Source organism: Parviterribacter kavangonensis (genome assembly GCF_056863335.1).
In genome coordinates, this window is the sequence record NZ_JBXPJA010000002.1 from 253384 (window position 1) to 278283 (window position 24900).

Genomic DNA, 24900 nt, shown 5'->3' on the forward strand with positions numbered 1-24900 from the left:
CCCTCACGACGTGCACGCCTACGAGCGGCCCCGGCCCGCGAGCTTCTCGCCGTAGAGCTTGCGGAAGTTCGGCTGCCCGGTGACCGCGGTCACGCCGCCGTCGACGACGAGGTTGTGGCCGGTGACGTACGACGCGTCGTCGGACGCGAGGAAGGAGATCGCCGCGGCGATCTCGTCGGTCTGCGCGACGCGGCCCATCGGGATGAGCTCGGCGTAGGCGGCGGCCATCTCGGGGTCGTCCATCATCCGCGCGGTGATCTCGGTGCGCACGGGGCCGGGGCAGACGGAGTTCACGCGTACGCCGTCGGCCGCGTGGTCGACGGCCATGTTGCGGGTGAGCGTCACGACGCCGCCCTTGCTCGCCGAGTACGCGGCGAGGCCGTAGTCGCTCAGCAGCCCGGAGATCGACGCGGTGTTGACGATGCACCCGCCCGTCTCGGCGAGGTGGGGGATGGCGGCGCGCGACCCGAAGAAGACCGAGTCGAAGTTGACCGCCATCGTGCGCCGCCACTGCTCGGGGGACAGCTCGGTCACGTGGCCGAGCCGCCCGACGCCCGCGTTGTTGATGAGCACGTCGAGCCGGCCGAAGCGCTCGACCGTTCGCTCGACCATCTCCTCGACGGCGTCGGCGTCCGTGACGTCGACGATGACGGGCAGCACCCGGTCGCCCGCGCCGTCGAAGCCGGCGATCGCGGCGTCGAGGCCCTCGGCGTTGCGGTCGGCGAGCGTGACGCTCGCGTCCTCGGCCAGGAAGCGCGCCGCTGTCGCGAGGCCGATCCCCGACGCCGCGCCGGTGACGATCGCTACCCGTCCGGCATGGCGCCCGGGGACCGGCCGAGTCACGCCAGTGCCTCGCGGATCACGGTGGCGACGCCGTCTCCGGACAGGCCGTAGTGGCGGTAGAGGTGCGTCGGCGGGGCGACGTCGGCGTAGACGTCCTGCATCCCGTGGCGCACGAGCCGCGCGCCCGCGCCGGCGGACGCCAGGATCTCGGCGACCGCGCTGCCGAGGCCGCCGATGACGTTGTGCTCCTCGACCGTCACGACCAGGCCGGTGCCGGCGGCGTCGAGGATCGTGTCGGCGGAGAGCGGCTTGAGCCAGATCGCGTCGAGCACGCGCGCCGAGACGCCCTCGGCGGCCAGCAGCTCCGCCGCCTGCAGCGACGCGCGGACGCCGACGCCGGTGGCGATCACGGTGACGTCCCCGCCGTCACGCAGCGCGATCGGCTCGCCGGGCACGAGCTCGGGCGGCGCCGGGTGGACGTCTCGCTCGCGGCCGCGGCCGAGCCGCACGTAGACCGGCCCCGGCGTGTCGACCGTCGCGCGCAGCACGGCGCGCGTCGCGTTGGCGTCGCACGGTGCGACGACGGTCATGCCCGCCATCGCGCGCGTCACCGCGATGTCCTCGGTCGCGTGATGCGAGGTCCCGTAGAAGCCCATCGCGATGCCCGCGTGGTGGGCGAGGATCCGCACGGGCAGCTCCGGGTACGCGAGGTCGGTCCGCAGCTGCTCGGCGCACAGCAGCGACACGAACGAGGCGAACGAGGACACGTACGGGATCAGCCCGCACGTCGCAAGCCCGGCCGCCATCGAGACCATGTTCTGCTCGGCGATCCCGACGTTGATGAACCGGTCCGGGTGACGCGCGTGGAAGTCGTTCGTCCGGTTCGACAGCATCAGGTCGGCGGTGAGAACGACGATGTCGTCGCGCTCGTCGGCCATCCGCGCCAGCTCGTCGCCGGCGACGAGCGACGCCATCATCGGCTGCGACGTCAGGACGTTCCAGGACTGCTCGTCCAGCAGCTCGGTGCTCATCGCATCCGCTCCTTGATCTCGGCCTCTGCGCGCTCGCGGTCCTTCGGCCCGAGGAACCCCAGGTGCCACGCGGGCGAGTCGTCCATGAACGAGACGCCGTGGCCCTTCACCGTCCGGGCGAGCAGGCACGTCGGCCGGTCCGCGTCGACGGGGCCGACGCCGTCGACCGCCGCCAGCAGCGCGTCGACGTCGTGCCCGTCCACCTCGGCGACGTCCCAGCCGAACGCGCGCCACTTGTCGGCGACCGGCTCGATCCCCATGACCTCCTCGATGCGCCCGTCGAGCGTGCGCCCGTTGAGGTCGACGATCGCGACGAGCCCGCCGAGGCGGTGGTGCGCGGCGGCCATCGCGGCCTCCCACACCTGGCCCTCGTGCAGCTCGCCGTCCCCGAGCAGCACCCACGTCCGTGAGTCGCGGCCGGCGAGCCGCTCGCCGAGCGCCATGCCCGCGCCGACCGAGAGGTTGTGGCCGATCGAGCCGGAGCTGAAGTCGACGCCCGGCACGCGCCGCATGTCGGGGTGGTCGCCGAGCGGGCTGCCGAGCCGCGTGTACGACTCGAGCCACTCCTCGGGGAAGAAGCCGAGGTCCGCGAGCACGGGGTAGAGCCCGATCGCGGCGTGGCCCTTGCCGAGCAGGAACCGGTCGCGGTCGGCCCAGCGCGGCTCCGCCGGGCGCAGGCGCAGCGCGTGGTAGTAGAGGACGGCGAAGATCTCGGCGCATGAGAAGACGCTCGAGTAGTGGCCGCTGCCGGCGGTGTCGGTGAGGTCGATCGTGCGCAGGCGGATCCAGTCCGCGCGGCGGCGCAGCTCGTCCGGCGTCGCGGTCCGGCCACGCTCGAGCGTGCCGGTCGTGGTGGGTGTCGTCATGCGGGGAGCTCCCGGCCGCCGCGCAGCCGCGAGAAGAGCTCCTCGAAGTGGATCGGGTCGCGCTCCTCGAGCGGCAGCGCGACGACAGGCGGAGCCGTGTCGACGGCGGCCACGTCAGCGATCCTTCTGCGTGAGGTGGAAGATGCCGTGCTCGTCGAGGCGGGTGCGGCGGTCGGGCGGGACGACGAACGTGGTCGACTCGGCCTCGATGACCGCGGGGCCCTCGATGACGTGGCCGCTGCGCACGTCGTCCATCTCGTAGACGTCGGTCGACACGAAGCCGTCGGTCCACCAGACCTGGCGCACCTCCTTGACCGGCGGGGCGCCGGTCTCGTGCGGCAGCCGCGGCAGCGTCGGCTTCTCGATCGGGACCGAGCCCTTCACGATCGCCTGCGCGATGAGGTAGCCGAGCTCCGGCGAGCCGGCCGACCGCGCGTACATGTTGCGGTACGTGTGCTCGAACGCGGCGACCAGGTCGGCGACCGCCTCGGGCGAGGTGAGCTCGGCGTGCGGCGACGCCACCTCGATGTCGATGAGCTGGCCGTAGTACTGCATGCGGACCATGTGGGTGAACGACACGGCGTCGCGGCTGTAGCCCGATCGGCCGAACTCCGTCGCGACGCGGTCCTCGAGCCCGCGCCACGCCGCTCCCAGCTCGGCGCCGATCGCGCGCCGCTCGGCGTCGCCCATCGTCGGCAGCAGCGCGAGGTCGACCTGGCGGTCGTAGCGGTACTCGAAGTCCGCGCACGCGCACCCGAACGCGCTGAACCCGGCGGCCCATTCCGGCACGAGCACGCGCTCGTACGGCACGCCCGCGGTGTAGCCGGCGACGTGGAGCGGACCGCCGCCGCCGTAGCAGAGCAGCGTGAAGTCCTCGGGGCCGTAGCCCTTGCCGAGGACGCGGCCCATCGCGTCGTTGCGCAGCGAGCTCTCGAACAGCTCGATGACGCCCGACGAGGCCTCCTCGACGCCGAGGCCCAGCGGCTTCGCGATCTGGCGGTCGACCTCGAACCGGGCGCGGTCGACGTCGAGCTGCACCTGGCCGCCGAGGAAGTACTCCGGGTTCAGGCGCCCGAGCACGAGGTTGAGGTCGGTGATCGACACGGTCGTCACGCCGCCCTCCGGCCACGCGGTTCCGATCATCGCGCCGGCGGAGTCGGGGCCGATCTCGGGACGCCGCGCGTGCGGGTCGATCCGCACGTACGAGCCGCAGCCGGCGCCGACCGAGTCGATCTCGACGAGCGGCATGTTGAGCAGGAAGCGCGCGACGTCCGGCGTCGTTCGGACCGCGTACTCGCGGTCGACGAGCAGCGCCATGTCGAACGACGTGCCGCCGATGTCGGTGCACAGCACGTTCTCCAGGCCGATCTGCTCGGCGAGCCAGCGGCCGCCGACGACGCCGCCGATCGGGCCCGAGACGAGCGTCGTGGCGAGCTTGTCGGCGTCGGTCGAGATCGTCCCGCCATGCGAGGCCATGACGCGCAGCTCGAACGCCGCGCCGCGCTCCTTCGTGCGCCTGGCGACCGAGCGCAGCGTGCCGCGCGAGGGCTCGGCCGCGTACGCCTCGATGAGCGTGGTGTTCAGCCGCGGCAGGTCGCGCTTGGCCGGGTACAGCTCGGAGGAGAGGAACAGCGGGCACGACCCGTTGACGCCGCGCGCCGCCTTCTCCTCCTCGAGGATCGCGCGGACCCGCTGCTCGTGCGCCGGGTTGACGTACGAGAAGAGCAGGCAGACCGCGATGCCCTGCACGCCCTGGTCGAGCAGCGCCCGCGCGGCGCGCCGGACGTCCTCCTCGACGAGCGGCAGCGCCTCGGTGCCGAACAGGTCGATGCGGCCGCGCACGCCGTGGATCCGCCCCTGCGGGACGAGCGGCTCGTTGTGGAAGTGCGTGGCGACGTGCAGGCGGTCGGCGTACGAGTAGCCGAGGTACGTCTGGATCCCGCGCTCGACGCGCAGCGCGTCCTCCTGGCCGGCCGTGACGATCACGCCGACCTCGAGTCCCTTGCGGCTCAGCAGGCGGTTGAGCATCGCCGTGCCGGAGAACACCGCGGACTGGATCCGGGGGAAGGACGCCTCGGGCGTCGACTCCCACTGGCGCAGGGCGTCCTCGGCGGACTCCATGAGCCCGCGGCTCTCGTCGTCGGGCGTCGTCTGGGCCTTGCCGACGACGAACTCGCCGGTCTCGTCCACGATGAAGGTGTCGGTCATCGTGCCGCCGGCGTCGATGGCGAGGACGCGGGGCGTGCGCTGCGTGTCGGGCATGCGCCGACGCTACGGCCGGCGCGGAGCAGCGGCCATGGTTCGACTCGCCAGGTCGCGCGAGGCCACGCGGGACCGCATTGGGCGGATCCCACAAGCGGGTGTCGAGGCGCGGGCTAGGCCGCGGCAGCGGCGTCGTCGTCGCCCAGCGGGGTGACGAAGACGATGTGCGCGCGCGAGACGGCGATGAAGTCGCGCTGCACCGGCTGGCCGCCCTCGAGCGGCTCCAGGGTCACGTCCGTCAGCGAGATGAACTCGCGCTCGGACGCGTTGAGCAGGTCGGAGAGGCGACTGCGGAAGCCGTTGGCCGCAAGGGTGAGCGACCCGGTGATCCGGTGACGCGTTGTCTCGAGCTCGACCCGTTCGCGGCGCTGCTGCTGCATGTCCTCACCATCGGTCGGCGGCCGCCGGGCCTTGAGCGCCAGTTCCGGCGCTTCGTGACGTTCGGAACTTCATGCGTCTCCGTACCTCCCTCGCCGCGGTCGGCGTCGGCCTGCTGTCGGGCACCACGCCCGCGCTCGCCGCCGACGACCGCCACAGCGAGAACATGTCGTTCGTCAAGAACATCCCGTACGTCGCCGAAGGCGACAGCAACGGGTCCGATCTGGAGTTCGCGAAGATCGGGACGAAGCAGTACTCGTTCGCCGGATCGGAGATCAACGGCCTGCAGGTCATCGACATCACGAAGCCGACCGAGGCCAAGCGCGTCGCGGTGTTCGACTGCGCGGTGAGCCAGGGCGACGTCCAGATCTTCAAGCGCGGCAAGAAGACGCTGCTGACGTACACGAACGACTACGAGGACACCACCGCGGCGGCGGAGTCCACGTGCTACGAGCAGGCGACCGCGGCCGGCTTCGATGCCACCGACACGTCCGAGGACGGGACGGTCACCGCGAAGCTCGGAACCCTCATCGTCGACGTGTCGAAGCCCACCGCGCCGAGGACGGTCTCCTTCGTGCCGATCCCGACGGGGTCGCACAACATGACCGTCCATCCGAGCGGCGACTTCCTCTACAACTCGAACTCGGACCTCATCACGAACTTCGAGCCGACGATCGAGGTCTTCGACATCCGGGACCTCGCGAAGCCGGCGCAGACCGCGTCGTTGAGCTTCACCGCGCTGCCCGGCCTGGGTACGCAGTCGCACGACATCACCTTCAACGCGGACGGCACGCGCGCGTACTCCGCGGCCCTCTCGCACGGCGTGATCATCGACACGACCGATCCGGCCAACCCGTCGGTCGTCTCGGAGTTCGACGACGAGGCCATCAACGTCTGGCACCAGGCGAGCCCGTACACGATCCGCGACGAGAACGGCGAGCCCGTCCGCGAGCTGCTGCTCGTCGAGGACGAGGTCGCCGGCGCGGCCGGCCCGGCCGTCTGCCCGACGGGCGGCTTCCACGTCTTCGACGTGACCGACGAGTCGCTGCCGCTGAAGGTCGGCTACTGGAACATCGACGACATCCAGGCCAAGCCCGACGATCCGCTCAACACGTGCACCGCGCACGTCTTCCAGATCCACGAGAAGGAGCAGATCATGACCGTCGCTTACTACATGGGCGGCGTGCGGGTCGTGGACCTGAGCGGGCTTGCCGACGCGCCGGTCGGCGTCGGCCAGGGCTCGACCGCCCTGGGCGGCGCGATGAAGCAGATCGGCTTCTACCAGACGGGCAACGCGTTCACGTGGGCCGCCAAGACGCCCGGGATCGAGAAGGACGGCAGCTTCTACCTCTACGGCGACGACCTGTACCGCGGGTTCGACGTCTACCGCTTCGACGCCACGAAGCCGCAGTCGACCTCGACCGGGACGTTCCTCTCCCCGGCCGCCGCGGAGATCGAGCTCGACAACCTGACCGCGGCCGTCACCGGCGACGGGCAGCTGGGCGACTACAAGTCCGCCTTCTGCCTCATCCGCGACGGCCAGGTCCGCTCCTAGCCCCGGATGTTCGTCCGCTCGCCCTCCAGCCGGGGGGCGGGCGGCCGAAGCAGCACATGTGCAGGGATGGCCCTCGATCGAGGCGACGCGTCGCCGTGGGCTGCTGGTGGCAGGGCTCCTCGCGCTGGCCGCCGGCCTGCTCGTCCAGCTGACGCCCGTCCTCGACGGCGTCGAGGCGGACACGGTCGACGCGCGCTTCCGCGTCCGTCCCGCGGAGGTCGTCAAGGACGTCGCGTTCGTCGACGTCGACGCGAAGACGTTCTCGGCGCTGAAGGAGCAGTGGCCGCTGCCACGGTCGCGCTTCGGCAAGGCCGCCCGCGCGCTGCACGCCGCCGGGGCGCGCGAGATCGTCTTCGACGTCCAGTTCACCGAGCCGTCGGCCGACCCGCGCGAGGACCTCGCGCTGTACGACGCCATCGGCGCGATCGGCGGCGGCGTGCTCGCCACGACCGAGAGCGACGGCGAGGGCCGCACGAACGTGCTCGGCGGTGACGCGAACCTCCGCGCGGTCAAGGCCGTCGCAGCCGACGCGAACCTGCCCGACGAGACGGGCGGCGTGCTGCGCGACTTCCCCTACGAGACCGGCAAGCTCGCGACCATCGCGGTCACGGTCGCCCGCCGCGCGGGCAGGCACCTGAACCGGGGCGACTTCGATCGGGACGGGCGTGCCTGGATCGACTACGCAGGCCCGCCGGGCACCGTGCCGCGGCTCTCCTTCGTCGACGTGCTGGACCGCCGCTTCGACCGCGACGCCGTGGGCGGTCGGATCGTCGTCATCGGCTCCGGCGCCCCGTCGCTGCAGGACCTCCATCGCACGCCCACGAGCGGCGACACGACGATGGCCGGCCCGGAGGTCCTGGCGAACGCCATCCGCACCGCCATGCGCGGCCTGCCGCTGCGCACCGCGCCGTCGTGGCTGGCCTTCCTCGCCATCGCGCTGCTGGCGCTCGCCGTCCCGCTCGCCGCGCTGCGCATGCGCGCGACGCGCGCTGCCCTCGTCGCGCCGGTGATCGCCGTCGCCTACGCCGCCGCCGCGTACGGGCTCTTCCTCGCCGGGCTCGTGCTCGTCGTCGCGGCGCCGCTGGCCGCGTTGCTCGTCGCCACCGCCGCGACGCTCGTCGTCGGGTACTTCCTCGAGACGCACGAGCGCCGCCGCGCCGACCGCTACAACGCGCTGCTCGAGGAGCGCGTGCGCGAGCGCACCGCCGAGGTCCGCGCCACCCAGCTCGAGCTCATCGAGCGCCTCAGCCGCGCGGTCGAGCTGCGCGACAACGAGACGGGCGACCACGTCGCGCGCATCAGCGCGCAGGCGCAGCGGCTCGCGCTGGCGATCGGCGTCCCCGCCGATGAGGCCGAGCGCATCCGCCACGCCTCGGTGCTGCACGACGTCGGCAAGATCGGCGTGCCCGACTCGATCCTGCTCAAGCCCGGCCCGCTGACCGCGTCCGAGCGGCTGCTCATGGAGCGCCACACCGGCGTCGGCAGCGACCTGCTCGACGGGTCGGCCTCGGAGGTCGTCCAGCTCGGCGAGGTCATCGCGCGCACCCACCACGAGAAGTGGGACGGCACCGGCTATCCCAACGGGCTGCGCGGGGAGCAGATCCCGCTCGCCGGCCGGATCGTCGCCGTCGTCGACGTCTTCGACGCGCTGACCTCGGCACGCCCCTACAAGCACGCGTGGCCGGTTGACGAGGCGCTCGACGAGATCGCCCGCCAGCGCGGCCTGCACTTCGATCCCGAGATCACCGACGCGTTCCTGCGCCTGCAGGGCCGCGACCCGGGTCAGCCGGTCGCCGACGCGCCGCTGACCGCCGCCGCGACACGCTGAGCCGCCGCGTCGGGCGCCTCGTGCTCCCACACGCGGACGACCGTCCAGCCCGCCTCCGCCAGGCGCGCGTCGGTGTCGCGGTCGCGCGCGACGTTCGTCTCGATCTTGCGCCGCCAGAAGTCCGCGTTGTTCTTCGGCCACGTCGCGTGCTCCGGGCAGCCGTGCCAGAAGCAGCCGTCGACGAAGACCGCGACGCGCGCACGCGGGAAGACGAGGTCGGCCTCGCGGCGCAGGCCGGGCAGCACCCGGCGGTGCAACCGGAAGCGCAGCCCCTGCGCGTGCAGGCGCGACCGCAGCGCGCGCTCGATGCCCGTGTCGCGCTCGCGCTGCGCGCGCATGCGGGCGCTGACGCCCGCGTCGGCCGGCGCCGCTACGCCGCCACGAGGTCGTCCGCCGTCAGGCTGCACGCCGGGAGCACCAGGTCCTCGGGCGGGGGCCGGTCGCCGCCGAGGATCCAGCCGACGAGCGCGGCGATCTGGAAGGCCACGAGCGGCGGGACGGCATCACCGACGTGACGGTAGAGGTTCGCGAGGCTGCTCGAGACGAACGCGTAGTCGGCCGGGAACCCCTGCAGCAGCGCGAGCTCGCGGACCGTGCAGAGCCGGTCCTGGTCCGGGTGCGCGTAGCGGCCGTTGCCGACGTGCCCGCACTCGCGCTTGATCGTCGCGGCGGGGCGGTCCCACGCCAGGCGGCCGTAGATGTCGGGGTGCGAGCCGAGGTCGCCCGCGGCGGCGCGGCGCCGCATCGCGGGCGTGAGCAGCGCCTCGGTCGCCGGGTCGCCCAGCAGGTCGGTCCACGAGCCGCCGTCGCGCGGGATCGCGGCGAGGCGCAGGCGGTTGGCGTCCGACGCGAAGGCGGGGGAGACGTGCATGGGGTCCTCCGGGTGCGCCGTGCCCGCCGCGACCGGCGGCAGCCCGGCGATCGCGCGGCGCACGTGGGTCGCCTCCGGGCGGACGGTCAGCCCGTCCCACAGGTCGGCGAGCGAGCGCAGCGGGTGCTCGTCGCGCACCGCGACGACGAGCGCGCGCTCGCGTCGCTGCGGCACGCCGACGTCCGAGAGGACGTGCAGCTCCGCACCGACGCGGTACCCGAGGTCCTCGAGCCCGGCGCGCAGCGCCGCGAAGTGCCCGGCGAAGCGGCCCATGAGCAGCTCCCGCGCGTTCTCCATGACGATCACCTCGGGCCGCAGCGCGGCGGCGAACGCGGCGACGCGCGGGACGAGCGCGTTGCGGGCGTCGTCGACGAGGTGGTTGCGCGCGAGCGTGCGCGTGAAGCCGGTGCACGGCGCGCACGCCGACAGCACGACCGGGCGGTCCGGCAGCGCGAGCCGGTCCCGCAGCTCCTCCGGCGCGATCGCGGCGAGGTCGACCTCGAGCGGCGCGACCCCGATGTTCCTTGCGTACGAGCCGTTGCAGCCGAGCGTGCCGGCGCCGCTGCTCGGCTTGCCGATCTGCGCGTCCGCCGCGCCGGCGATCGCGAACGCCGGGTGGCGCGCGAAGCCGCAGCTCATCCCGCCGGCGCCCGAGAACAGGTCGACGACGGTGTGCGCCGCCCGCGCGCGGCGCCGCGCGGGCGCCTCGGGAGCGGGGGCGGCGACGGGCATCGGCCCGCGCAACGGTACGGGCGCGGTCGGCGGATCTCCTAGAACGGGCGTCGAGCGCGTGGTGGGGGTCTTGCAGCGCCCCTCGCGGCGGTGGAACAGCTCGCATCGAAGACACCGGAAGACGGCACGTCGCCCGTCGTCACCCGTCGTTGACCGGATGCGGGCGCCGACCGGGCCGTAGGTCACGATCACCCACGACTTGCTCGGTGAAGTGGCAGCGGGGATCTTCGCGGCCGGAGCGGTGGTGTGCGGGATCGCCGCTCTCGTCCGCGCCGGGAAGCGCCCGGCGAGGCTCGTCCTGGCGGCGGCGCTCGTCGCCGGCGCCGTGGCCGCGCTCGGCGACGCCGACTCGGTCGCGTGGCACATCGCGATCGGGCTGGGCACCGCCGGGCTCGCGCTCGTCGTCCTGGAGCGCTTCGACCACGTGTCGGTCCTGTCGTGGATGGACGCCGTGATGGTCGGCTGCGCGGTCGCCGGGCTCGCCGTCTTCGCCGGCCTCCACGCGCGCCCGGCGATGGCGCTCGCGGGCGCGGCCGGCGGCCTCGCGCTCAGCCGCTGGCAGCCCAGCCCGTGCATGCTGCTCGTCGCCGGGGGCGTCGCGCTGCTCGGCGCGGGCGACCCCGGCATCGCGGTCGCCGCCGCCCCGCTCATGGCGGCCGGCGCCTGGCAGATCGAGGCGCGCGTGGACGCCGGCCCCGACTTCCGCTGGACGGTGCTCGCCACGCTCGTCGGCGTGAGCGTCGCGGCGCTGACGCTGCTCGGCGTCAACCAGTTCCTGATGCTCAGCAGCGCGGCCGGCGTGCTCGCGATCATCACGGTGCTCGTCGGGATCGCGCGGGCGGGGGTGACCGTCGCGCGCCGCATCCGCGAGAGCGACCGGATGGCGCGCCGCGACGAGCTGACAGGCCTCGCGAACCGCCGCCACCTGCTCGACCGCCTCGACCTGCTCGTCGCCCGCGGCGAGCCGCTCGCGCTGCTGCTCATCGACCTCGACGGCTTCAAGGAGCTCAACGACACGCTCGGCCACCACGCGGGCGACGAGGTGCTCCGCCAGATCGGCCCGCGGCTGGCGCACGCGGTGCGCGACCACGACCTCATGGCGCGGCTCGGCGGCGACGAGTTCGCGCTCGTTCTCGCGCCCGGCGACGAGGAGGCGGCGAGCACGGCTGGGCTGCGACTGCGCGCGGCGCTGGAGGACCCGTTCCGGGTGGAGGAGATCAGAGTCCACATCAACGCGAGCGTCGGCATCGCGCTGCACCCGGAGCACGCGCGGACGGCGCTCGGGCTGCTGCAGCGCTCGGACATCGCGATGTACGAGGCCAAGCGCAAGCGCACCGGCCACGAGGTCTACCTCCCGGCCGGGGACGGCTACAGCCGCGACCGCCTCGCGCTCGTGGGCGAGCTCGGCACCGCCATCGAAGCGGGCCAGCTCGTCCTGCACTACCAGCCGAAGGCGTCGCTGGCGACGGGCGAGGTCAACGGCGTCGAGGCGCTCGTCCGCTGGAACCATCCGCAGCGGGGGCTGCTCATGCCCGGCGAGTTCCTGCCGCTCGTCGAGCACAGCGGCCTGACCCGAGCGCTGACCGCTCACGTCATCGGCGAGGCGGTCGCCCAGGTGCGCCAGTGGCGCAGCGAGGGCCTCGGCCTCAGCGTCGCGGTCAACCTGGGGCCGGCCGACCTGCTCGACCTCGGCCTGCCCGCCGAGGTCGCGTCGCTGCTGGTCCGCAGCGAGTTCCCGTCCGGGATGGTGCAGCTGGAGGTCTCCGAGGACGTCGTGATGGCCGACCCCGAGCGCACGATCGACGTGCTCAACCGGCTGCGGCGCCTCGGCGTCGGGATCGCGCTCGACGACTTCGGCGCGGGCACGTCGTCGCTCAGCCACCTCAGGCTGCTGGAGCTCGACGAGCTGAAGATCGACCGCTCGTTCGTCCTCGCGATGCGCGAGAGCGAGAGCGACGGGGCGATCGTGCGCTCCGCGATCGACCTCGGGCACCGCCTTGGGCTGCGCGTGGTGGCCGAGGGGGTCACGACCGAGGAGACCTGGGACCTGCTCGGCGAGTGGGGCTGCGAGGAGGCGCAGGGCTTCCTGCTGGCGGGCCCGATGCCGGCGGCGGAGATGCGCGCCTGGCTCGACGCGCGCGAGGTCGCGCGCTTCCACCGCGCGCCCTGACAGCGCACGTCGGCGCGCCCAGATCGCGCCCGGGGTTCAAGGGATCCCGAGCTCGTGCCGAATGGGACGTTCGTACCCGTGACGGATCCCGTCGCATCCGCTCGTCCCCGGCGGCTTGTCCCCCATCCCGTCTGGACGCTGAACGTGCTCGTCGCGCTCGCCGCGGCGGTGCTGTTCGTCCTGCTCGCGGCCGGACGGCCCGCGCTGCTCGAGCCGCACGTCGAGTGGTGGTGGCTGGCCATCGCCATCGCCGCCGCCGAGCGCTGCGTGGTGCACCTGCACTTCCGCCACCACGCTCACTCGTTCTCGCTGGGCGACCTGCCGCTCGTCTTCGGCCTGCTGTTCTGCACGCCGGGCGAGATGCTGGCGGCGACGCTCGCCGGGTCGCTGCTCGTCTTCGGCTTCGACCGCCGGCTGCCGCCGATCAAGCTGGTCTTCAACACCGCGCAGTTCGCGCTGACCAACACGCTGGCGGCGATCGTCGTGCAGGCGCTCGTCGCGCCGGGCGACGTCGTCACGCCGGGCGCGGCGATCGCCGTGCTGCTCGGCATCGAGGCGGGCGCGCTCATCGCGGTCGGCCTCATCAGCGTCGCCATCTCGCTGTCGGAGGCGCGCATCGAGCTGCCCCGCCTCCGTGAGATGTTCGGCATGAACCTCGCCGTGACCGTGACCAACACGTCGCTCGGGCTGGTCGCCGCGATGGTGCTCATCGAGCAGCCGTGGGGGCTCGTGCTCATCGTCGTCCCCGCGCTGACCGTCTTCGCGGTGTACCGCGCCTACATGACCGCGCGCGAGCGCCACGACCGGCTCGAGTTCCTCTACGAGGCGAACCGCACGCTCGCCCGCTCGCCCGAGGCGGCCGACGCGTTCGAGGCGCTGCTGCTCGGATCGCTCGAGGCCTTCCGGGCCGAGTGCGCCGAGCTCGTGCTCTACAGCGCCGAGACGCTGCCGCTGCGCACGACGATGACGGCGGGCGGGGAGCGCGAGAGCATGCGCCCCCTCGACGTCCAGGTCGCCGACCGGCTGCGCGACTGGGTGCTCGCGGTTGACGGCGTTCGCGTCGTCGACGGGGCCACCGGCATCGCCGACGTCGATCGCTACCTCGCCGAGCGCGGCGTGACGCACGCGATGCTCGCGCCGCTCGGGACGGACGGCCGCGTGATCGGGACGCTGATGATCGCCAACCGGTTCGGCGTCGTCCGCGGGTTCGGGCGCGACGACCGCGCGCTGTTCGAGACGCTCGCCAACAACGCGGGCGCCGCGTTGCAGAACGACCGCCTCGAGCAGGCCGTCGGCGAGCTGCGCGCGCTGCGCGACGAGCTGCATCACCAGGCCTACCACGACCCCCTCACCGGGCTGCCGAACCGCAGCCTGTTCCACGAGCGCGTCCGCGCCGCCCTGGCGGCGGCCGAGGACGACGAGGTCGCGGTGATGTTCATCGACGTCGACGACTTCAAGACCGTCAACGACAGCCTCGGCCATGGCGTCGGCGACGAGCTGCTGCGCGGCGTCGCGCACCGGCTGCAGGAGTGCCTGCGCCGCGACGACCTCGTCGCGCGGCTCGGCGGCGACGAGTTCGCGGTGCTGCTGGCCGAGCGCAGCGGCGCGCAGGAGATGGCGACCGTGCTCTCCGAGCGCCTGATGGACGCCTTCCGCCTGCCGATCGCGGCCGGGGACGAGCTCGTCGCCGTGCACCTCAGCGTCGGCATCGCCACCGCGGCCGGCGTCGACGCCGACGTCGACGAGCTCATCCGCAACGCCGACATCGCGATGTACCAGGCGAAGGTCGGCGGCAAGGGCCGCTTCGAGCTGTTCGACCCCGCGGCGGGCGCCGCGATCGTGCGCCGGCACTCGCTGAAGGAGGAGCTCGCCCGCGCGCTGGCGCAGGGCGAGATCGACGTGCACTACCAGCCGATCGTCGCGCTGGCCAGCGGCCGCGTCGTCGCCGCCGAGGCGCTCGTGCGATGGAACCACCCCGTGCGCGGCCTCGTCGGCCCGTCGGAGTTCATCGGGCTGGCCGAGGAGACCGGGCTCATCCTGCGCATCGGCCAGCTCGTGCTCGACGACGCCTGCCGCCAGGCGCGCATCTGGCGCGACCAGCGCGGCGGCACCGAGGGCGTCGCCGTGCACGTGAACCTGTCGTCCGTGGAGATCGCCGAGCACGACCTCGTCGCCCGCGTCTGCGACGCGCTCGCCAAGCATGCCGTCGACCCGCGCGAGCTCGTGCTCGAGATCACCGAGAGCCGGCTCCTCACCGACCCGCGCAGCGTCGAGGCGCTGCGCGCGCTGCGGGCGACCGGCGTGCGCGTCGCGCTCGACGACTTCGGCACCGGCTACTCGTCGCTGAGCTACCTGCAGGAGCTCCCGCTCGACATGCTCAAGATCCCGAAGCCGTTCATCGACCGGCTGACCGCCGACGACGACGTCTTCGTGCGGACGATCTGCGAGCTGGCGTCCGCGCTCGACCTCGAGGTCGTCGCGGAGGGGATCGAGACGCACGAGCAGCTGCGCGCGCTGAGCCGCCGCGAGACCACGCTGGGCCAGGGCTTCCTGCTCGCGCGGCCCGACCGCGCGCGGCGGATCCTGCCGCGGACGGTGCTGCCCGCGGGCGCGTGGCGCGCCGACGGCTAGATCATCCGTCCGCTTTCCTGAAGGAACGCTCAGGTCGGCCGATGGAGGCACCAGTGAGCGTGCAGGTCCGAGAGCGCAGCAGGATCCGGTGGCAGGTCATCGTGGTGCTCGCGCTGGTGCTGCTCGCCTCGTTGGCCGCGTCGGCCACCGACCGTGCCGCGGCCGGCGACACGACCGTGATCGTGCAGCTGCGGCCCGGCGTCGACGCTGCGGCGGGCCGGGCGCTCGTCGAGGGCGCGGGTGGCCGCGTCACGGGCGAGCTGCCGATCGTCAACGGTCTCGCCGCGCGGCTGACGCCCGCAGCCGCTCGCGAGCTCGAGTCGGATGCGCGCGTTCGCGCGGTCTCGGCCGATGCTGCCATCGCACCGCAGGGCAAGGCGAAGCCGCTCGACCCGAAGAAGATCGCGACCGCCTACAACCAGTCCGCCCGGACCGCCGAGCTGTGGAAGGAGGCGACGGGCAAGGGCATCGGCGTCGCGGTCATCGACACGGGCATCGCCGGCGACCTCGAGAGCTTCCGCGTCTCGCAGTCCGACGGGAGGTCGCGCGTCGTCCAGTCGGTCGTGACGAACCCGGACGCCGAGACCGCGACCGACACGTACGGCCACGGCACGCACGTCGCCGGGATCATCGCCGGCAACGACGGCTACCGGCAGAGGAAGGACAAGCTCTTCGGCAAGTACGCGGGCGCTGCGCCCGACGCCAACCTCATCTCGGTCAAGGTCAGCGACGACGAGGGCGACGCGACCGTCCTCGACGTGATCTACGGCCTGCAGTTCGTCGTCGACCACAAGGACGACTTCGGGATCCGCGTCGTCAATCTCTCGCTCGAGTCGACCAGCGCCGAGTCGTACAAGACCGACCCGCTCGACGCGGCCGTCGAGGCGGCGTGGTTCAGCGGCATCGTCGTCGTGGCCGCCGCCGGCAACCGCGGCGGCGCCGACGACGCGGTCCACCACGCGCCGGGCAACGACCCGTACGTCATCACCGTCGGCGCGGCCGACGACCAGGGCACGAAGAACATCGGCGATGACGCCGTCACGTCGTGGTCGAGCCGCGGCACGACGCAGGACGGCTTCGCCAAGCCGGACATCTACGCGCCGGGCGCGCGGATCGTGTCGAACCTCGCCCCCGACAGCGCGTTCGCGTCGATGTGCCCGTCGTGCGTCACCGACGGCAGCTACATCCGCGCGGGCGGCACGTCGATGGCGGCGCCCGTCGTCGCCGGCGTCGTCGCCGACGTCCTCCAGCAGCACCCGACGTGGACGCCGGACCAGGTCAAGGGCGCGCTGCTGCGCACGACCCGCGCCGTTCGCGGCGGCCGCGTGGTCGACGCGGTGAAGGCCTCGCGGGCGGGCGACGACGAGCTGCGCTCCAACGAGGACCTCGCGCCGAGCACGCTGCTCTCCGCCGCGGACGGCGGGATCGACTACACGAAGTCGTCGTGGAGCAAGTCGAGCTGGCGCACCGCGCCGGAGGAGCTCACCGCGTCGTGGGCGAAGTCCAGCTGGAGCTGCGACTGCTCGCTCGAGGCCGACGGCTCGGTGACGCCGTCGCGCGCGGACTGGACCAAGAGCACCTGGTCGACCGACTGGCGCAAGTAGCTCGCTCGGTCTCAACCTGGTCTCGACCTCGCCTCCAGCCCTTCCGCCGCACGGGATCCCGGGCGTACGGTCGCGGCCATGCCTCGTCCGCGCGTCTCACCCTCCACCGCCATCGCCGCCGTGGCGCTCGTCGTCGCGACCGGCGGCTTGGCCTTCGCCGCGATCCCGGACGGGTCCGGGATCATCCACGCCTGCTACACGACCGGCGCGGGCGCCGGCTCGTCGGGCGCCGTCCGGCTCGTCGACGCGAACGTCTCGTGCGCGGCGGGCGAAGCGGCCATCACGTGGAACCAGGCCGGCCGTCCCGGCACGCCCGGCAGCGACGGCGCGCCCGGCCCGGCCGGGCCGCAGGGACCTCAGGGCCCCGCCGGACCGCAGGGCACCGGCGGCGGCCAGCTGATGACGTCGGCGCCCGTCGGCCACGACGTCGTCCTGACGATCTCCGGGAAGGTCGTGTCCAAGCCGCTCAAGCTGCCCGAGGGCCACTGGATGGTCTTCGCCACCGGCAACGTGGAGGGCGGCGTCTACGACTCGTCCTACAAGTACGGGCGCGTCGAGTGCACGCTCTACGGGTTCATCGAGGACTCGCTGCAGGGACCGGAGACAGCGGACGCCGCCCTGCTGCGCTTCGCGAAGGTGACGAACTCGCTGCGCAAGCAGGGCCAGCATCTCGTCATGACCGGCGACCTGCACGTGCCGTACAAGGGCTACACGGTCCGGGCCGGCTGCGGCCTCGTCAACCAGGCGATGAAGGCGACCGTCCTCGGCGGCGTGCACATCTACGCCATGCGGGTCAGCGGGTGAGCGCCGGCAGCCGCTCGTGCTCGGTCAGCGTGGCGAGCGCGTTCACGGTCAGCGCGCCGCGCCACTCGACGATCTGACCGGGGCTCCAGGCGAGCCAGTCGAAGGTCCAGCCGCCGTCGTCGGCCTGGCCGCGCTCGAGGCGGTCGAGGTCGCGGGCGATCTGCTCGCCGGTGAAGAGCGAGCGCGAGCGCGCGCCCGGGTGCGGGGAGAGGGTGAGCGGCGTGAGGCGCTCATCCTCCGTGCCGCCCGCGACGGGCAGCGTGCCGTCCTCGCCGATCAACGCGCCGAGCCGGCCGAGCGCGCGCTGCGCCCGCTCCTCGTCGTCGGTCGCGTCGAGGAACATGAGCGCGAACTTCACCGTGTAGGCGGTCGGCGTCTCGCCGCCCTCCAGCCGCGCCCAGCACCACTCGCGGGCGCGGTCGAGCCAGGGGTGCACGACGCCGGCGCGGCCGAAGACCGCGGCCAGGGCGAAGGTCAGATGCGACCCGCCGTCCGACGGCACCATCCAGGGCGCGTGCGGCGCGGACGCCGCCTCCGGCAGCACGAACGGCACGCCGCCGTCGTCGTGCGACACGGACGCGATCCACTCGGCGGCCTGGCCGACCCACGGGTGGTCGAGCCGGCCGAGGTGGTCGAGGACGTCGAGCGCGTGCAGCGTTGAGGTGGTCTCGCTCGTCGCGGTGCGGACGTCGGGCTCGAGCGCGTGCCCGAATCCGCCATCGGGGTTGCGATACGCGGCGAGCGCGGCGAGCGCCCCGTCGGGAGACGCGCCGTGGAGGAGGACCGCCAGGCGATGGCGGTCGAGGAGGCGGGCGGCCGACAGCACGAACCGCTCCGCGGCTTGGACGTCGATGCTCATGGCCGGGACGCTAGGCGCGCGGACCGTCCGCGTCTTCCGGGAAACGGACAGCCTCCGCCTCGTGCCGCGGCGGGCCATCCGACGAGCCGTCGACCTCTTCGAGGAAGCCGGCGGCGGTGAGGCCGGTGAGCCGGCGGACCTCATCGGCCATGTGCGACTGGCTCGCGTAGCCGGCGGCGAGCGCGCGCCGGGCGAGCGACGGCTCGTCGCGCAGGTGGCGCAGCCGTTCGAGCCGGGCGACGCGCGCGAGGACCTTCGGGCCGTAGCCGACCGCGGCGGTCACGTGGCGGTGCAGGCGCCGCTCCCCGACGCCGAGCGCGGCGGCGACGTCCGCGATTCGCGCGCGCGGGCGCGTGAGCTGCCAGGCCGCCGCTTGGACGAGCGGGTCGGGGACGGCTCCGCGGGCACGCACGAGGTCCTCGAGCGCGCTCCGTCCGGCGCCGGCGGCCAGCCGCTCGGCCGCCGCCCATGCGTCGTCGCCGAGCACCTCGTCGGCGCGCACCTGGCGGTCGGCCAGCTCGGTCATCGGCACGCCGAGCACCCCGCCCGCCGCGCCGGCGCGCAACCGGATCCCGAGCACCTCGTCGCCCTCGGCCAGCGGCGCGATCCGCGGCCCGCGGTCGGGTCCGGCGATCGTGAGCTCCCCCGCCATCCAGATGAGGTCGGCGCACCCGTCCGGAACGACGCGCTGGTCGCGGGCCGCGGCCGGGCGCTGCCACCACACGCAGCGCACCACGCCGCGCAGGGAGGGCTCGACCGGGGCTTCGACGTACGTCGGCGGCACCGTACGGCCGAGGGTACCCCTCCAGCCTCACCCCGAAGAGGTGAGGGCAGCATGCGGACGCGGGGCGAAGATCACGCCATGGCGCTCGGGATCGACGACTGCACCGACCAGCTCCACGTGCGCGCGGCGCACTTGCTGAAGGCACCCGTCGAGCTGCCGGACCTCGCGCTGCGCTTCCCCACGAGCGCCGCCTCGACGACCGATGTGCTCGCGGGCGGCGCGGCGTTCTTCCCGCGCATCCTCGACGACCTCGCCGCGGCGACGTCGTCGATCCACATCGACCAGTACGGCTTCCGGCCCGGCGAGATCGGCGAGCGCTTCGCGTCGGTGCTGCTCGCGAAGGCCGCGGACGGGCTGAGCGTTCGTCTGGTCGTCGACGGGTCGGGTTCGCACCGCGGGCGGGCGGGGCGCGCGTTCTTCGACCGGCTGCGCGCGGGCGGGATCGAGGTCCGCGTCGTCCACGCGCTGCGCCCGCGGTCGCCGTCGTCGCTCGGGGACTTCGACCACCGCAAGTTCGTCGTGGTCGACGGGCGCGTCGGCTGGGTCGGCGGCGCGGGCATCGAGGACCACTTCGCCGACGGGCGCTTCCACGACGCGTTCCTCCGGCTCACCGGCCCGGTCGTCTCGCAGCTGCAGGTCGTGTTCCTCGCGACGTTCCGCTGGCTCGGCGGGACCGTGCCGATCGAGGAGCTCGACGAGCTGCTGCCCGCGCACGACCACGTGCCGGGCACGGTGCCGGCGACCGTGTTGCACAACGCGCCCGGCCGCTACCGGCCGATCACCACGCGCATCGGCCGGCTGATCGACGGCGCGCAGGAGACGCTCGACGTCGTCAACCCGTACATCACCGACGCGCCGATGATCGGCCGCATCCGCGACGCCGCGCGGCGCGGCGTGCGCGTCCGGATGTTCGTTCCCGCGAAGGCGAACAACAAGGCGTGCGCCGCGGCGCAGCTCGCGCACCACCGCGAGCTGATCGACGCCGGCGTGCGCATCCTCGGCCACCCGGCGATGCTCCACGCCAAGGTGCTCGTTCGCGACGGCGAGGACGTGCTGCTCGGCACGTGCAACCTCGACGGCTGGAGCCTCAAGCGGTTCTTCGAGATCGACGTCCTCGTGCGCTCCCCCGAGCTCGCGGCGCAGTTCGACGAGCGCTTCATGGCGCCGGCCGCGGCGATCTCGACGGCGGGCCGGCCCGCGACCGGCGCGGGGGAGCGGCTGCGCTGCAAGGTCTTCGGCGCGCTGGCGCCGCTGCTCTGACGCGGCGGTAGCCTCCGGCGCCCCATGACCGAGCCCGACGCCATCGTCGTCGGCGCCGGCCTCGCTGGGCTCGTCGCGACGCACGAGCTCGTCAAGGCCGGGCGCCGCGTCCTCGTCCTCGACCAGGAGAACCGCAACAACCTCGGCGGCCAGGCCTTCTGGTCGCTCGGCGGGCTGCTGTTCGTCAACAGCCCGGAGCAGCGGCGGATGGGGATCAAGGACTCCTACGAGCTGGCGTTGCAGGACTGGCTCGGGTCGGCGCAGTTCGACCGCGAGCGCGAGGACCGCTGGCCGCGGCAGTGGGCGGAGGCGTACGTCCGGTTCGCGGCGACCGAGAAGCGCGACTACCTGCACGAGCTCGGCCTGCGCGTCATCCCGATCGTCGGCTGGGCGGAGCGCGGGGACGGCCGCGCTCTGGGTCACGGCAACTCGGTGCCGCGGTTCCACCTGACGTGGGGGACCGGCCCCGAGGTCGTCCGCGTGTTCCTCGAGCCGGTGCTCGCCGGCGAGCAGCGCGGCCTCGTCGAGTTCGGGTTCCGCCACCGCGTCGACGAGATCGTCGTCGAGGACGGCGCGGCGGTCGGCGTGCGCGGCGCGGTGCTCGAGCCGACCGGCGCGGCGCGCGGCGTCGCCACGTCGCGCGAGGTCGTCGGCGAGTTCGACCTCCGTGCGCCGGCGGTCGTCGTGACGACCGGCGGCATCGGCCACAACTTCGACATGATCCGGCGCAACTGGCCCGCCGACCGCCTCGGCCCGGCGCCCGAGCACATGATCTCCGGCGTTCCCGAGCACGTCGACGGCCGGATGCTGAACATCGCGATCGACGCGGGCGCGAACCTCGTCAACCGCGACCGCATGTGGCACTACGTCGAGGGCATCCACAACTGGGACCCGGTCTGGCCGCAGCACGCGATCCGGATCATCCCCGGCCCATCGTCGCTGTGGCTCGACGCGACCGGCGAGCGGATGGAGGCGCCGAACTTCCCCGGGTTCGACACGCTGCGCACGCTGCGGCGCATCCTCTCGACGGGCTACGACTACTCGTGGTTCATCCTCACGCAGACGATCATCGAGAAGGAGTTCGCGCTCTCGGGGTCGGAGCAGAACCCGGACATCACGGGCAAGGACCGGATGCTCATGGCGCGGTCGCGGCTGAGCGGCGGCGCCCCCGGCCCGGTCGAGGCGTTCAAGCAGCACGGCGTCGACTTCGTCGTCCACGACAGCCTCCACGGGCTGGTCGCGGGGATGAACGAGATCGCGCGCGGACCGAAGCTGGACTTCGCCTCGGTGGAGCGGCAGGTCCTCGCGCGCGACCGCGAGATCGAGAACAAGTTCTCGAAGGACATGCAGCTCATGGCGATCAAGAACGCCCGCAGCTACCGCGGCGATCGCCTGATCCGCGTCGCCAAGCCGCACCGCCTGCTCGACCCCGAGCACGGACCGCTCATAGCCGTGCGGCTGAACATCTGCACGCGCAAGACGCTCGGCGGGCTGGAGACGAACCTCGACTCGCAGGTCATGAAGCCCGACGGCTCGCCGTTCCCCGGCTTGTACGCCGCGGGCGAGGTGGCCGGGTTCGGCGGCGGCGGCGTGCACGGCTACAACGCGCTCGAGGGAACGTTCCTCGGCGGCTGCATCTTCTCGGGCCGCGCCGCCGGCCGGGCGCTCGCGCGCGGCTGAACTGCCGCACCGCTCCGCGCGTCGCTCTAGCTTCCCGCGCCATGCCACGCAGGATCGGGTCGGCGCTCGCCATCGCCGCGTGCCTGGCCGTCCCGTCCTTGGCGGCCGCCGCCGAGCCGGTGCGGAACATCCTGCCTCCCGGTCAGAACGGACGGGCGAACGCCCTCGAGCTCGGCCGGTTCCTGTCGACCGGCGAGCGGCCGGCGCACAACGACGATCAGCTGCAGCGCTACGCGGGGCTGATCGGCGCGGCGCGGCCGTTCGACGAGACGACGCTCGACACGCTCTTCAAGCCCGCGCCGTTCGGCGTGCCGGCCGGCGACGAGGAGCGGACGTACTCGCCGCGCGCCGACGTGACGATCACGCGCGACGAGGCGGCCGGCGTGCCGCACATCACCTCGGACAGCCGGGACGGCGCGATGTTCGGGATCGGCTACGCGACCGCCGAGGACCGCCTGTTCTTCATGGACGTCTTCCGCCACCTCGGCCGCGGGCAGCTCGCGAGCTTCGCGGGCGGCGCGCCGGCGAACCGGGCGTTCGACGCGCTCATGTGGGCGAACGCGCCGTACACCGAGGACGAGCTGACCGCCCAGACGCAGCTGCGCCCGCCCGGCTTCGAGGCGGAGTCCGACCGGGTGCGGCAGGACCTCGACCAGTACCTGCGCGGCGTGAACGCGTACGTCGCGGAGGCGAAGCTCAACCCGCTGCTCATGCCGGGGGAGTACGCCGCGATCGGCCGGCCGCAGGGGCCGGAGCCGTTCACCGCCTCGGATGCCGTCGCGACCGCGGCCGTCGTCGGCGCGATCTTCGGCGTGGGGGGCGGCAAGGAGATCGAGTCGTCGCTGGCGCTGACGGCGTTGCGGCAGCGGTTCGGCGCTCGACGCGGAACGGCGGTCTGGCGCCAGTTCCGAAGCGTCGACGACCCCGAGGCGGTCACGACCGTCCGCGGCAAGCGGTTCCCGTACGCCGGCCATCCGCGCCGGCCGCGCGGCATGGCGGTCCCCGACGCCGGCAGCGTCGTGATGACCGAGCTGCAGCGCAAGGCGGGCGGGCCGGGCAGCACGGCGTCGTCGCCGTCCGCTCGCGCAGGCTCTCCCGGCGCGGTCCTCTCGGAGGCTGCGCGCGTGCGGCCGCGCGGGATGTCGAACGCCCTCGTCGTCTCCGCCCGCGAGTCCGCCTCCGGCCACCCGCTCGCGGTCTTCGGGCCGCAGACCGCCTACTTCTCGCCGCAGGTGCTGATGGAGCAGGACGTCCACGCGCCGGGGCTCGACGCCCGCGGCGTCGCGTTCCCCGGCATCAACCTCTACGTCCAGATCGGGCGCGGGCGCGACTACGCCTGGAGCGCGACGACGTCGGCGCAGGACCTCGTCGACACCTTCGCGGTCCCGGCGTGCGACGGCGACGCCGGGTACGTCTTCGAGGGCCGCTGCGAGCGGATCGAGACGCTCGTGCGGACGAACGCCTGGCAGCCGAACGCCGCCGACCAGACGCCGGCGGGGTCGGAGACGCTGACGGCGTACCGGACGAAGCTCGGCCTCGTCCGCGGGCGGGCGACGGTCCGCGGCAAGCGCGTCCTGCTCGTCGCGCTGCGCAGCACGTACGGGCACGAGGCCGACAGCGGCGTCGCGTTCAGCCGCTTCAACGACCCCGCGCAGATCCGCAGCCCGCAGGACTTCCAGCGGGCGGCCGGGCTCGTCCCGTTCACGTTCAACTGGTTCTACCTCGACCGCGACCACATCGCCTACCAGAACGCCGGGGCGAACCCGCTCCGCGCGTCGCGCACCGATCCGAGCCTGCCGATCGCGTCGTCGCTGCCGTGGCGCAAGTGGCGGCCGCTCGGCTCGTCGACGGCGTCGCTGGTGGAGCAGAGCACGCCGCCGGCCACGCACCCGCGCGTGGTCGACCAGGCGTGGATCACCGACTGGAACGGCAAGCAGGCGCAGGGGTACGGCGCGGCCGACAACAACTGGAGCTTCGGGCCGGTCACGCGCCAGCAGCTGCTCGCCCGGCGGGTGGCGGCGCTGACGGCGGGGCCGCGCAAGGCGACGCTGCCTGCGCTGGCCGAGGCGATGGCCGACGCGGCGACGGTTGATCTGCGCGGCGACGCGGTGCTGCCGTGGGCGCTACGCGTGCTGCGCGGGCGGGTGCACGATCCGCGCGCGGTCGACGCGGTCGCGAAGCTGTCGGCGTGGGCGGCCGACGGCGCGCACCGGATCGACCGGGACGGCGACGGGCGCTACGAGCACCGCGACGCGATCGTGCTCCTCGACGCGTGGTGGCCGGGGCTCGTGCGCGCGGTGTTCGAGCCGGCGCTCGGCCGCGGCGCCGTGGACGCGATGGCGGCGGTGAACGAGCTCGACAACCACCCGAACAACCATCACGACCACCTCGGGTCGGCGTGGCAGTACGGCTGGTACGGGTTCGTCCAGAAGGACCTCCGGCGTGTGCTCGGCCGGCGGGTGCGCGGGTGGCAGCGGACGTTCTGCGGGGCGGGCGGGTCCGCGCCCGTGCGGGTCTCCGCATCCCGGCGCGCTCGCTGCGCTCGCGCATTGGAGGTGTCGCTCCTCGCGGCGCTCGATGCCGCCGATCCGGCGAAGCTCTACACCGACCCGCAGTGCCCGTCCGACCCGTCGCCGGAGTGCTTCGACGCGATCTGGCACCGGCCGCTCGGCGGGATCACGCAGCCGCTGATCCCGTGGCAGAACCGCCCGACGTTCCAGCAGGTCGTCGAGTTCGGGTCCTAGTGAGTGACGAAGCCCTGGCGGGTAACAGCGTCGTAGGAGGCCGGCGCAGGAGGTTCCG

The 24900-nt window shown here is 73.5% G+C and carries 18 protein-coding genes; 9 read left to right on the forward strand and 9 right to left on the reverse strand.

Going from position 1 to position 24900, the window contains the following annotated elements; translation table 11 throughout:
- Window positions 1-18 precede the first annotated feature (18 nt).
- The 5 genes from budC to AC1UE4_RS17050 all read right to left on the reverse strand — a co-directional run bounded on the left by budC (window position 19) and on the right by AC1UE4_RS17050 (window position 5322).
- Window positions 19-843, reverse strand: coding sequence for a meso-2,3-butanediol dehydrogenase (budC, locus tag AC1UE4_RS17030; RefSeq protein WP_482918500.1), 825 nt, complete (start codon window positions 841-843; stop codon window positions 19-21).
- Window positions 840-1814, reverse strand: a complete 975-nt coding sequence (locus AC1UE4_RS17035) for a transketolase family protein (protein ID WP_482918501.1) — start codon at window positions 1812-1814, stop codon at window positions 840-842. The genes budC and AC1UE4_RS17035 overlap by 4 nt, the downstream gene beginning before the upstream one ends.
- Window positions 1811-2680: a transketolase gene (locus AC1UE4_RS17040; protein WP_482918502.1), complete on the reverse strand. Its 870-nt coding sequence runs from the start codon at window positions 2678-2680 to the stop codon at window positions 1811-1813. The genes AC1UE4_RS17035 and AC1UE4_RS17040 overlap by 4 nt, the downstream gene beginning before the upstream one ends.
- A gap of 114 nt (window positions 2681-2794) precedes the next feature.
- Entirely contained in the window at window positions 2795-4942 is a 2148-nt protein-coding gene (locus tag AC1UE4_RS17045; protein ID WP_482918503.1) for a hydantoinase/oxoprolinase family protein, read from the reverse strand.
- A gap of 113 nt (window positions 4943-5055) precedes the next feature.
- A complete protein-coding gene (locus AC1UE4_RS17050) occupies window positions 5056-5322 on the reverse strand; it encodes a DUF6812 domain-containing protein (protein ID WP_482918504.1) in 267 nt (88 codons plus the stop codon).
- 71 nt (window positions 5323-5393) lie between these two features.
- Here AC1UE4_RS17050 and AC1UE4_RS17055 point away from each other — a divergent pair, with 71 nt between their 5' ends.
- Window positions 5394-6875: an LVIVD repeat-containing protein gene (locus AC1UE4_RS17055; protein WP_482918505.1), complete on the forward strand. Its 1482-nt coding sequence runs from the start codon at window positions 5394-5396 to the stop codon at window positions 6873-6875.
- A gap of 106 nt (window positions 6876-6981) precedes the next feature.
- A complete protein-coding gene (locus tag AC1UE4_RS17060; RefSeq protein ID WP_482918506.1) occupies window positions 6982-8703 on the forward strand; it encodes a CHASE2 domain-containing protein in 1722 nt (573 codons plus the stop codon).
- On the opposite strand, the gene AC1UE4_RS17065 is transcribed toward AC1UE4_RS17060, so the two are convergent.
- Window positions 8658-9110, reverse strand: a complete 453-nt coding sequence (locus AC1UE4_RS17065; protein ID WP_482918507.1) for a very short patch repair endonuclease — start codon at window positions 9108-9110, stop codon at window positions 8658-8660. The two genes, AC1UE4_RS17060 and AC1UE4_RS17065, sit on opposite strands and share 46 nt — an antisense overlap.
- Window positions 9074-10306, reverse strand: coding sequence for a DNA cytosine methyltransferase (locus tag AC1UE4_RS17070; protein WP_482918508.1), 1233 nt, complete (start codon window positions 10304-10306; stop codon window positions 9074-9076). The genes AC1UE4_RS17065 and AC1UE4_RS17070 overlap by 37 nt, the downstream gene beginning before the upstream one ends.
- A gap of 211 nt (window positions 10307-10517) precedes the next feature.
- Here AC1UE4_RS17070 and AC1UE4_RS17075 point away from each other — a divergent pair, with 211 nt between their 5' ends.
- The 4 genes from AC1UE4_RS17075 (at window position 10518) to AC1UE4_RS17090 (ending at window position 17515) form a co-directional block, all read left to right on the forward strand.
- A complete protein-coding gene (locus AC1UE4_RS17075; RefSeq protein WP_482918509.1) occupies window positions 10518-12476 on the forward strand; it encodes a putative bifunctional diguanylate cyclase/phosphodiesterase in 1959 nt (652 codons plus the stop codon).
- A gap of 78 nt (window positions 12477-12554) precedes the next feature.
- Window positions 12555-15107 carry a putative bifunctional diguanylate cyclase/phosphodiesterase gene (locus AC1UE4_RS17080; RefSeq protein ID WP_482918510.1) on the forward strand — a complete coding sequence of 851 codons (2553 nt, stop codon included), beginning with the start codon at window positions 12555-12557 and terminating at the stop codon, window positions 15105-15107.
- 53 nt (window positions 15108-15160) lie between these two features.
- The gene (locus AC1UE4_RS17085) at window positions 15161-16711 is read left to right on the forward strand and encodes a S8 family peptidase (protein WP_482918511.1); all 1551 of its coding nucleotides are present in this window, start codon (window positions 15161-15163) and stop codon (window positions 16709-16711) included.
- Between the two features lie 78 nt (window positions 16712-16789).
- A complete protein-coding gene (locus tag AC1UE4_RS17090; RefSeq protein ID WP_482918512.1) occupies window positions 16790-17515 on the forward strand; it encodes a hypothetical protein in 726 nt (241 codons plus the stop codon).
- On the opposite strand, the gene AC1UE4_RS17095 is transcribed toward AC1UE4_RS17090, so the two are convergent.
- Complete coding sequence (locus AC1UE4_RS17095; RefSeq protein ID WP_482918513.1) at window positions 17505-18374, reverse strand: prenyltransferase/squalene oxidase repeat-containing protein; 870 nt, start codon at window positions 18372-18374, stop codon at window positions 17505-17507. The two genes, AC1UE4_RS17090 and AC1UE4_RS17095, sit on opposite strands and share 11 nt — an antisense overlap.
- A 10-nt stretch (window positions 18375-18384) precedes the next feature.
- A complete protein-coding gene (locus tag AC1UE4_RS17100; RefSeq protein ID WP_482918514.1) occupies window positions 18385-19158 on the reverse strand; it encodes a DUF6597 domain-containing transcriptional factor in 774 nt (257 codons plus the stop codon).
- 78 nt (window positions 19159-19236) lie between these two features.
- Here AC1UE4_RS17100 and AC1UE4_RS17105 point away from each other — a divergent pair, with 78 nt between their 5' ends.
- The 3 genes from AC1UE4_RS17105 to AC1UE4_RS17115 are packed head-to-tail and all read left to right on the forward strand — an operon-like array spanning window position 19237 to window position 24842.
- On the forward strand, window positions 19237-20418 hold the full coding sequence (locus AC1UE4_RS17105) for a phospholipase D-like domain-containing protein (protein ID WP_482918515.1): 1182 nt from the start codon (window positions 19237-19239) through the stop codon (window positions 20416-20418).
- Window positions 20419-20442: 24 nt separating this feature from the next.
- Window positions 20443-22098, forward strand: coding sequence for an FAD-binding dehydrogenase (locus tag AC1UE4_RS17110; protein WP_482918516.1), 1656 nt, complete (start codon window positions 20443-20445; stop codon window positions 22096-22098).
- A gap of 41 nt (window positions 22099-22139) precedes the next feature.
- Entirely contained in the window at window positions 22140-24842 is a 2703-nt protein-coding gene (locus tag AC1UE4_RS17115; protein ID WP_482918517.1) for a penicillin acylase family protein, read from the forward strand.
- Window positions 24843-24900 lie beyond the last annotated feature (58 nt).

Excerpts from the sequence above, each read along its gene's own strand:
- AC1UE4_RS17035 (WP_482918501.1), bottom strand. The coding sequence starts at position 1,814 with ATGAGCACCGAGCTGCTGGACGAGCAGTCCTGGAACGTCCTGACGTCG.
- AC1UE4_RS17040 (WP_482918502.1), bottom strand. The coding sequence starts at position 2,680 with ATGACGACACCCACCACGACCGGCACGCTCGAGCGTGGCCGGACCGCG.
- AC1UE4_RS17045 (WP_482918503.1), bottom strand. The coding sequence starts at position 4,942 with ATGCCCGACACGCAGCGCACGCCCCGCGTCCTCGCCATCGACGCCGGC.
- AC1UE4_RS17050 (WP_482918504.1), bottom strand. The coding sequence starts at position 5,322 with ATGCAGCAGCAGCGCCGCGAACGGGTCGAGCTCGAGACAACGCGTCAC.
- AC1UE4_RS17055 (WP_482918505.1), top strand. The coding sequence starts at position 5,394 with ATGCGTCTCCGTACCTCCCTCGCCGCGGTCGGCGTCGGCCTGCTGTCG.
- AC1UE4_RS17070 (WP_482918508.1), bottom strand. The coding sequence starts at position 10,306 with ATGCCCGTCGCCGCCCCCGCTCCCGAGGCGCCCGCGCGGCGCCGCGCG.
- AC1UE4_RS17090 (WP_482918512.1), top strand. The coding sequence starts at position 16,790 with ATGCCTCGTCCGCGCGTCTCACCCTCCACCGCCATCGCCGCCGTGGCG.
- AC1UE4_RS17095 (WP_482918513.1), bottom strand. The coding sequence starts at position 18,374 with ATGAGCATCGACGTCCAAGCCGCGGAGCGGTTCGTGCTGTCGGCCGCC.
- AC1UE4_RS17105 (WP_482918515.1), top strand. The coding sequence starts at position 19,237 with ATGGCGCTCGGGATCGACGACTGCACCGACCAGCTCCACGTGCGCGCG.
- AC1UE4_RS17110 (WP_482918516.1), top strand. The coding sequence starts at position 20,443 with ATGACCGAGCCCGACGCCATCGTCGTCGGCGCCGGCCTCGCTGGGCTC.
- AC1UE4_RS17115 (WP_482918517.1), top strand. The coding sequence starts at position 22,140 with ATGCCACGCAGGATCGGGTCGGCGCTCGCCATCGCCGCGTGCCTGGCC.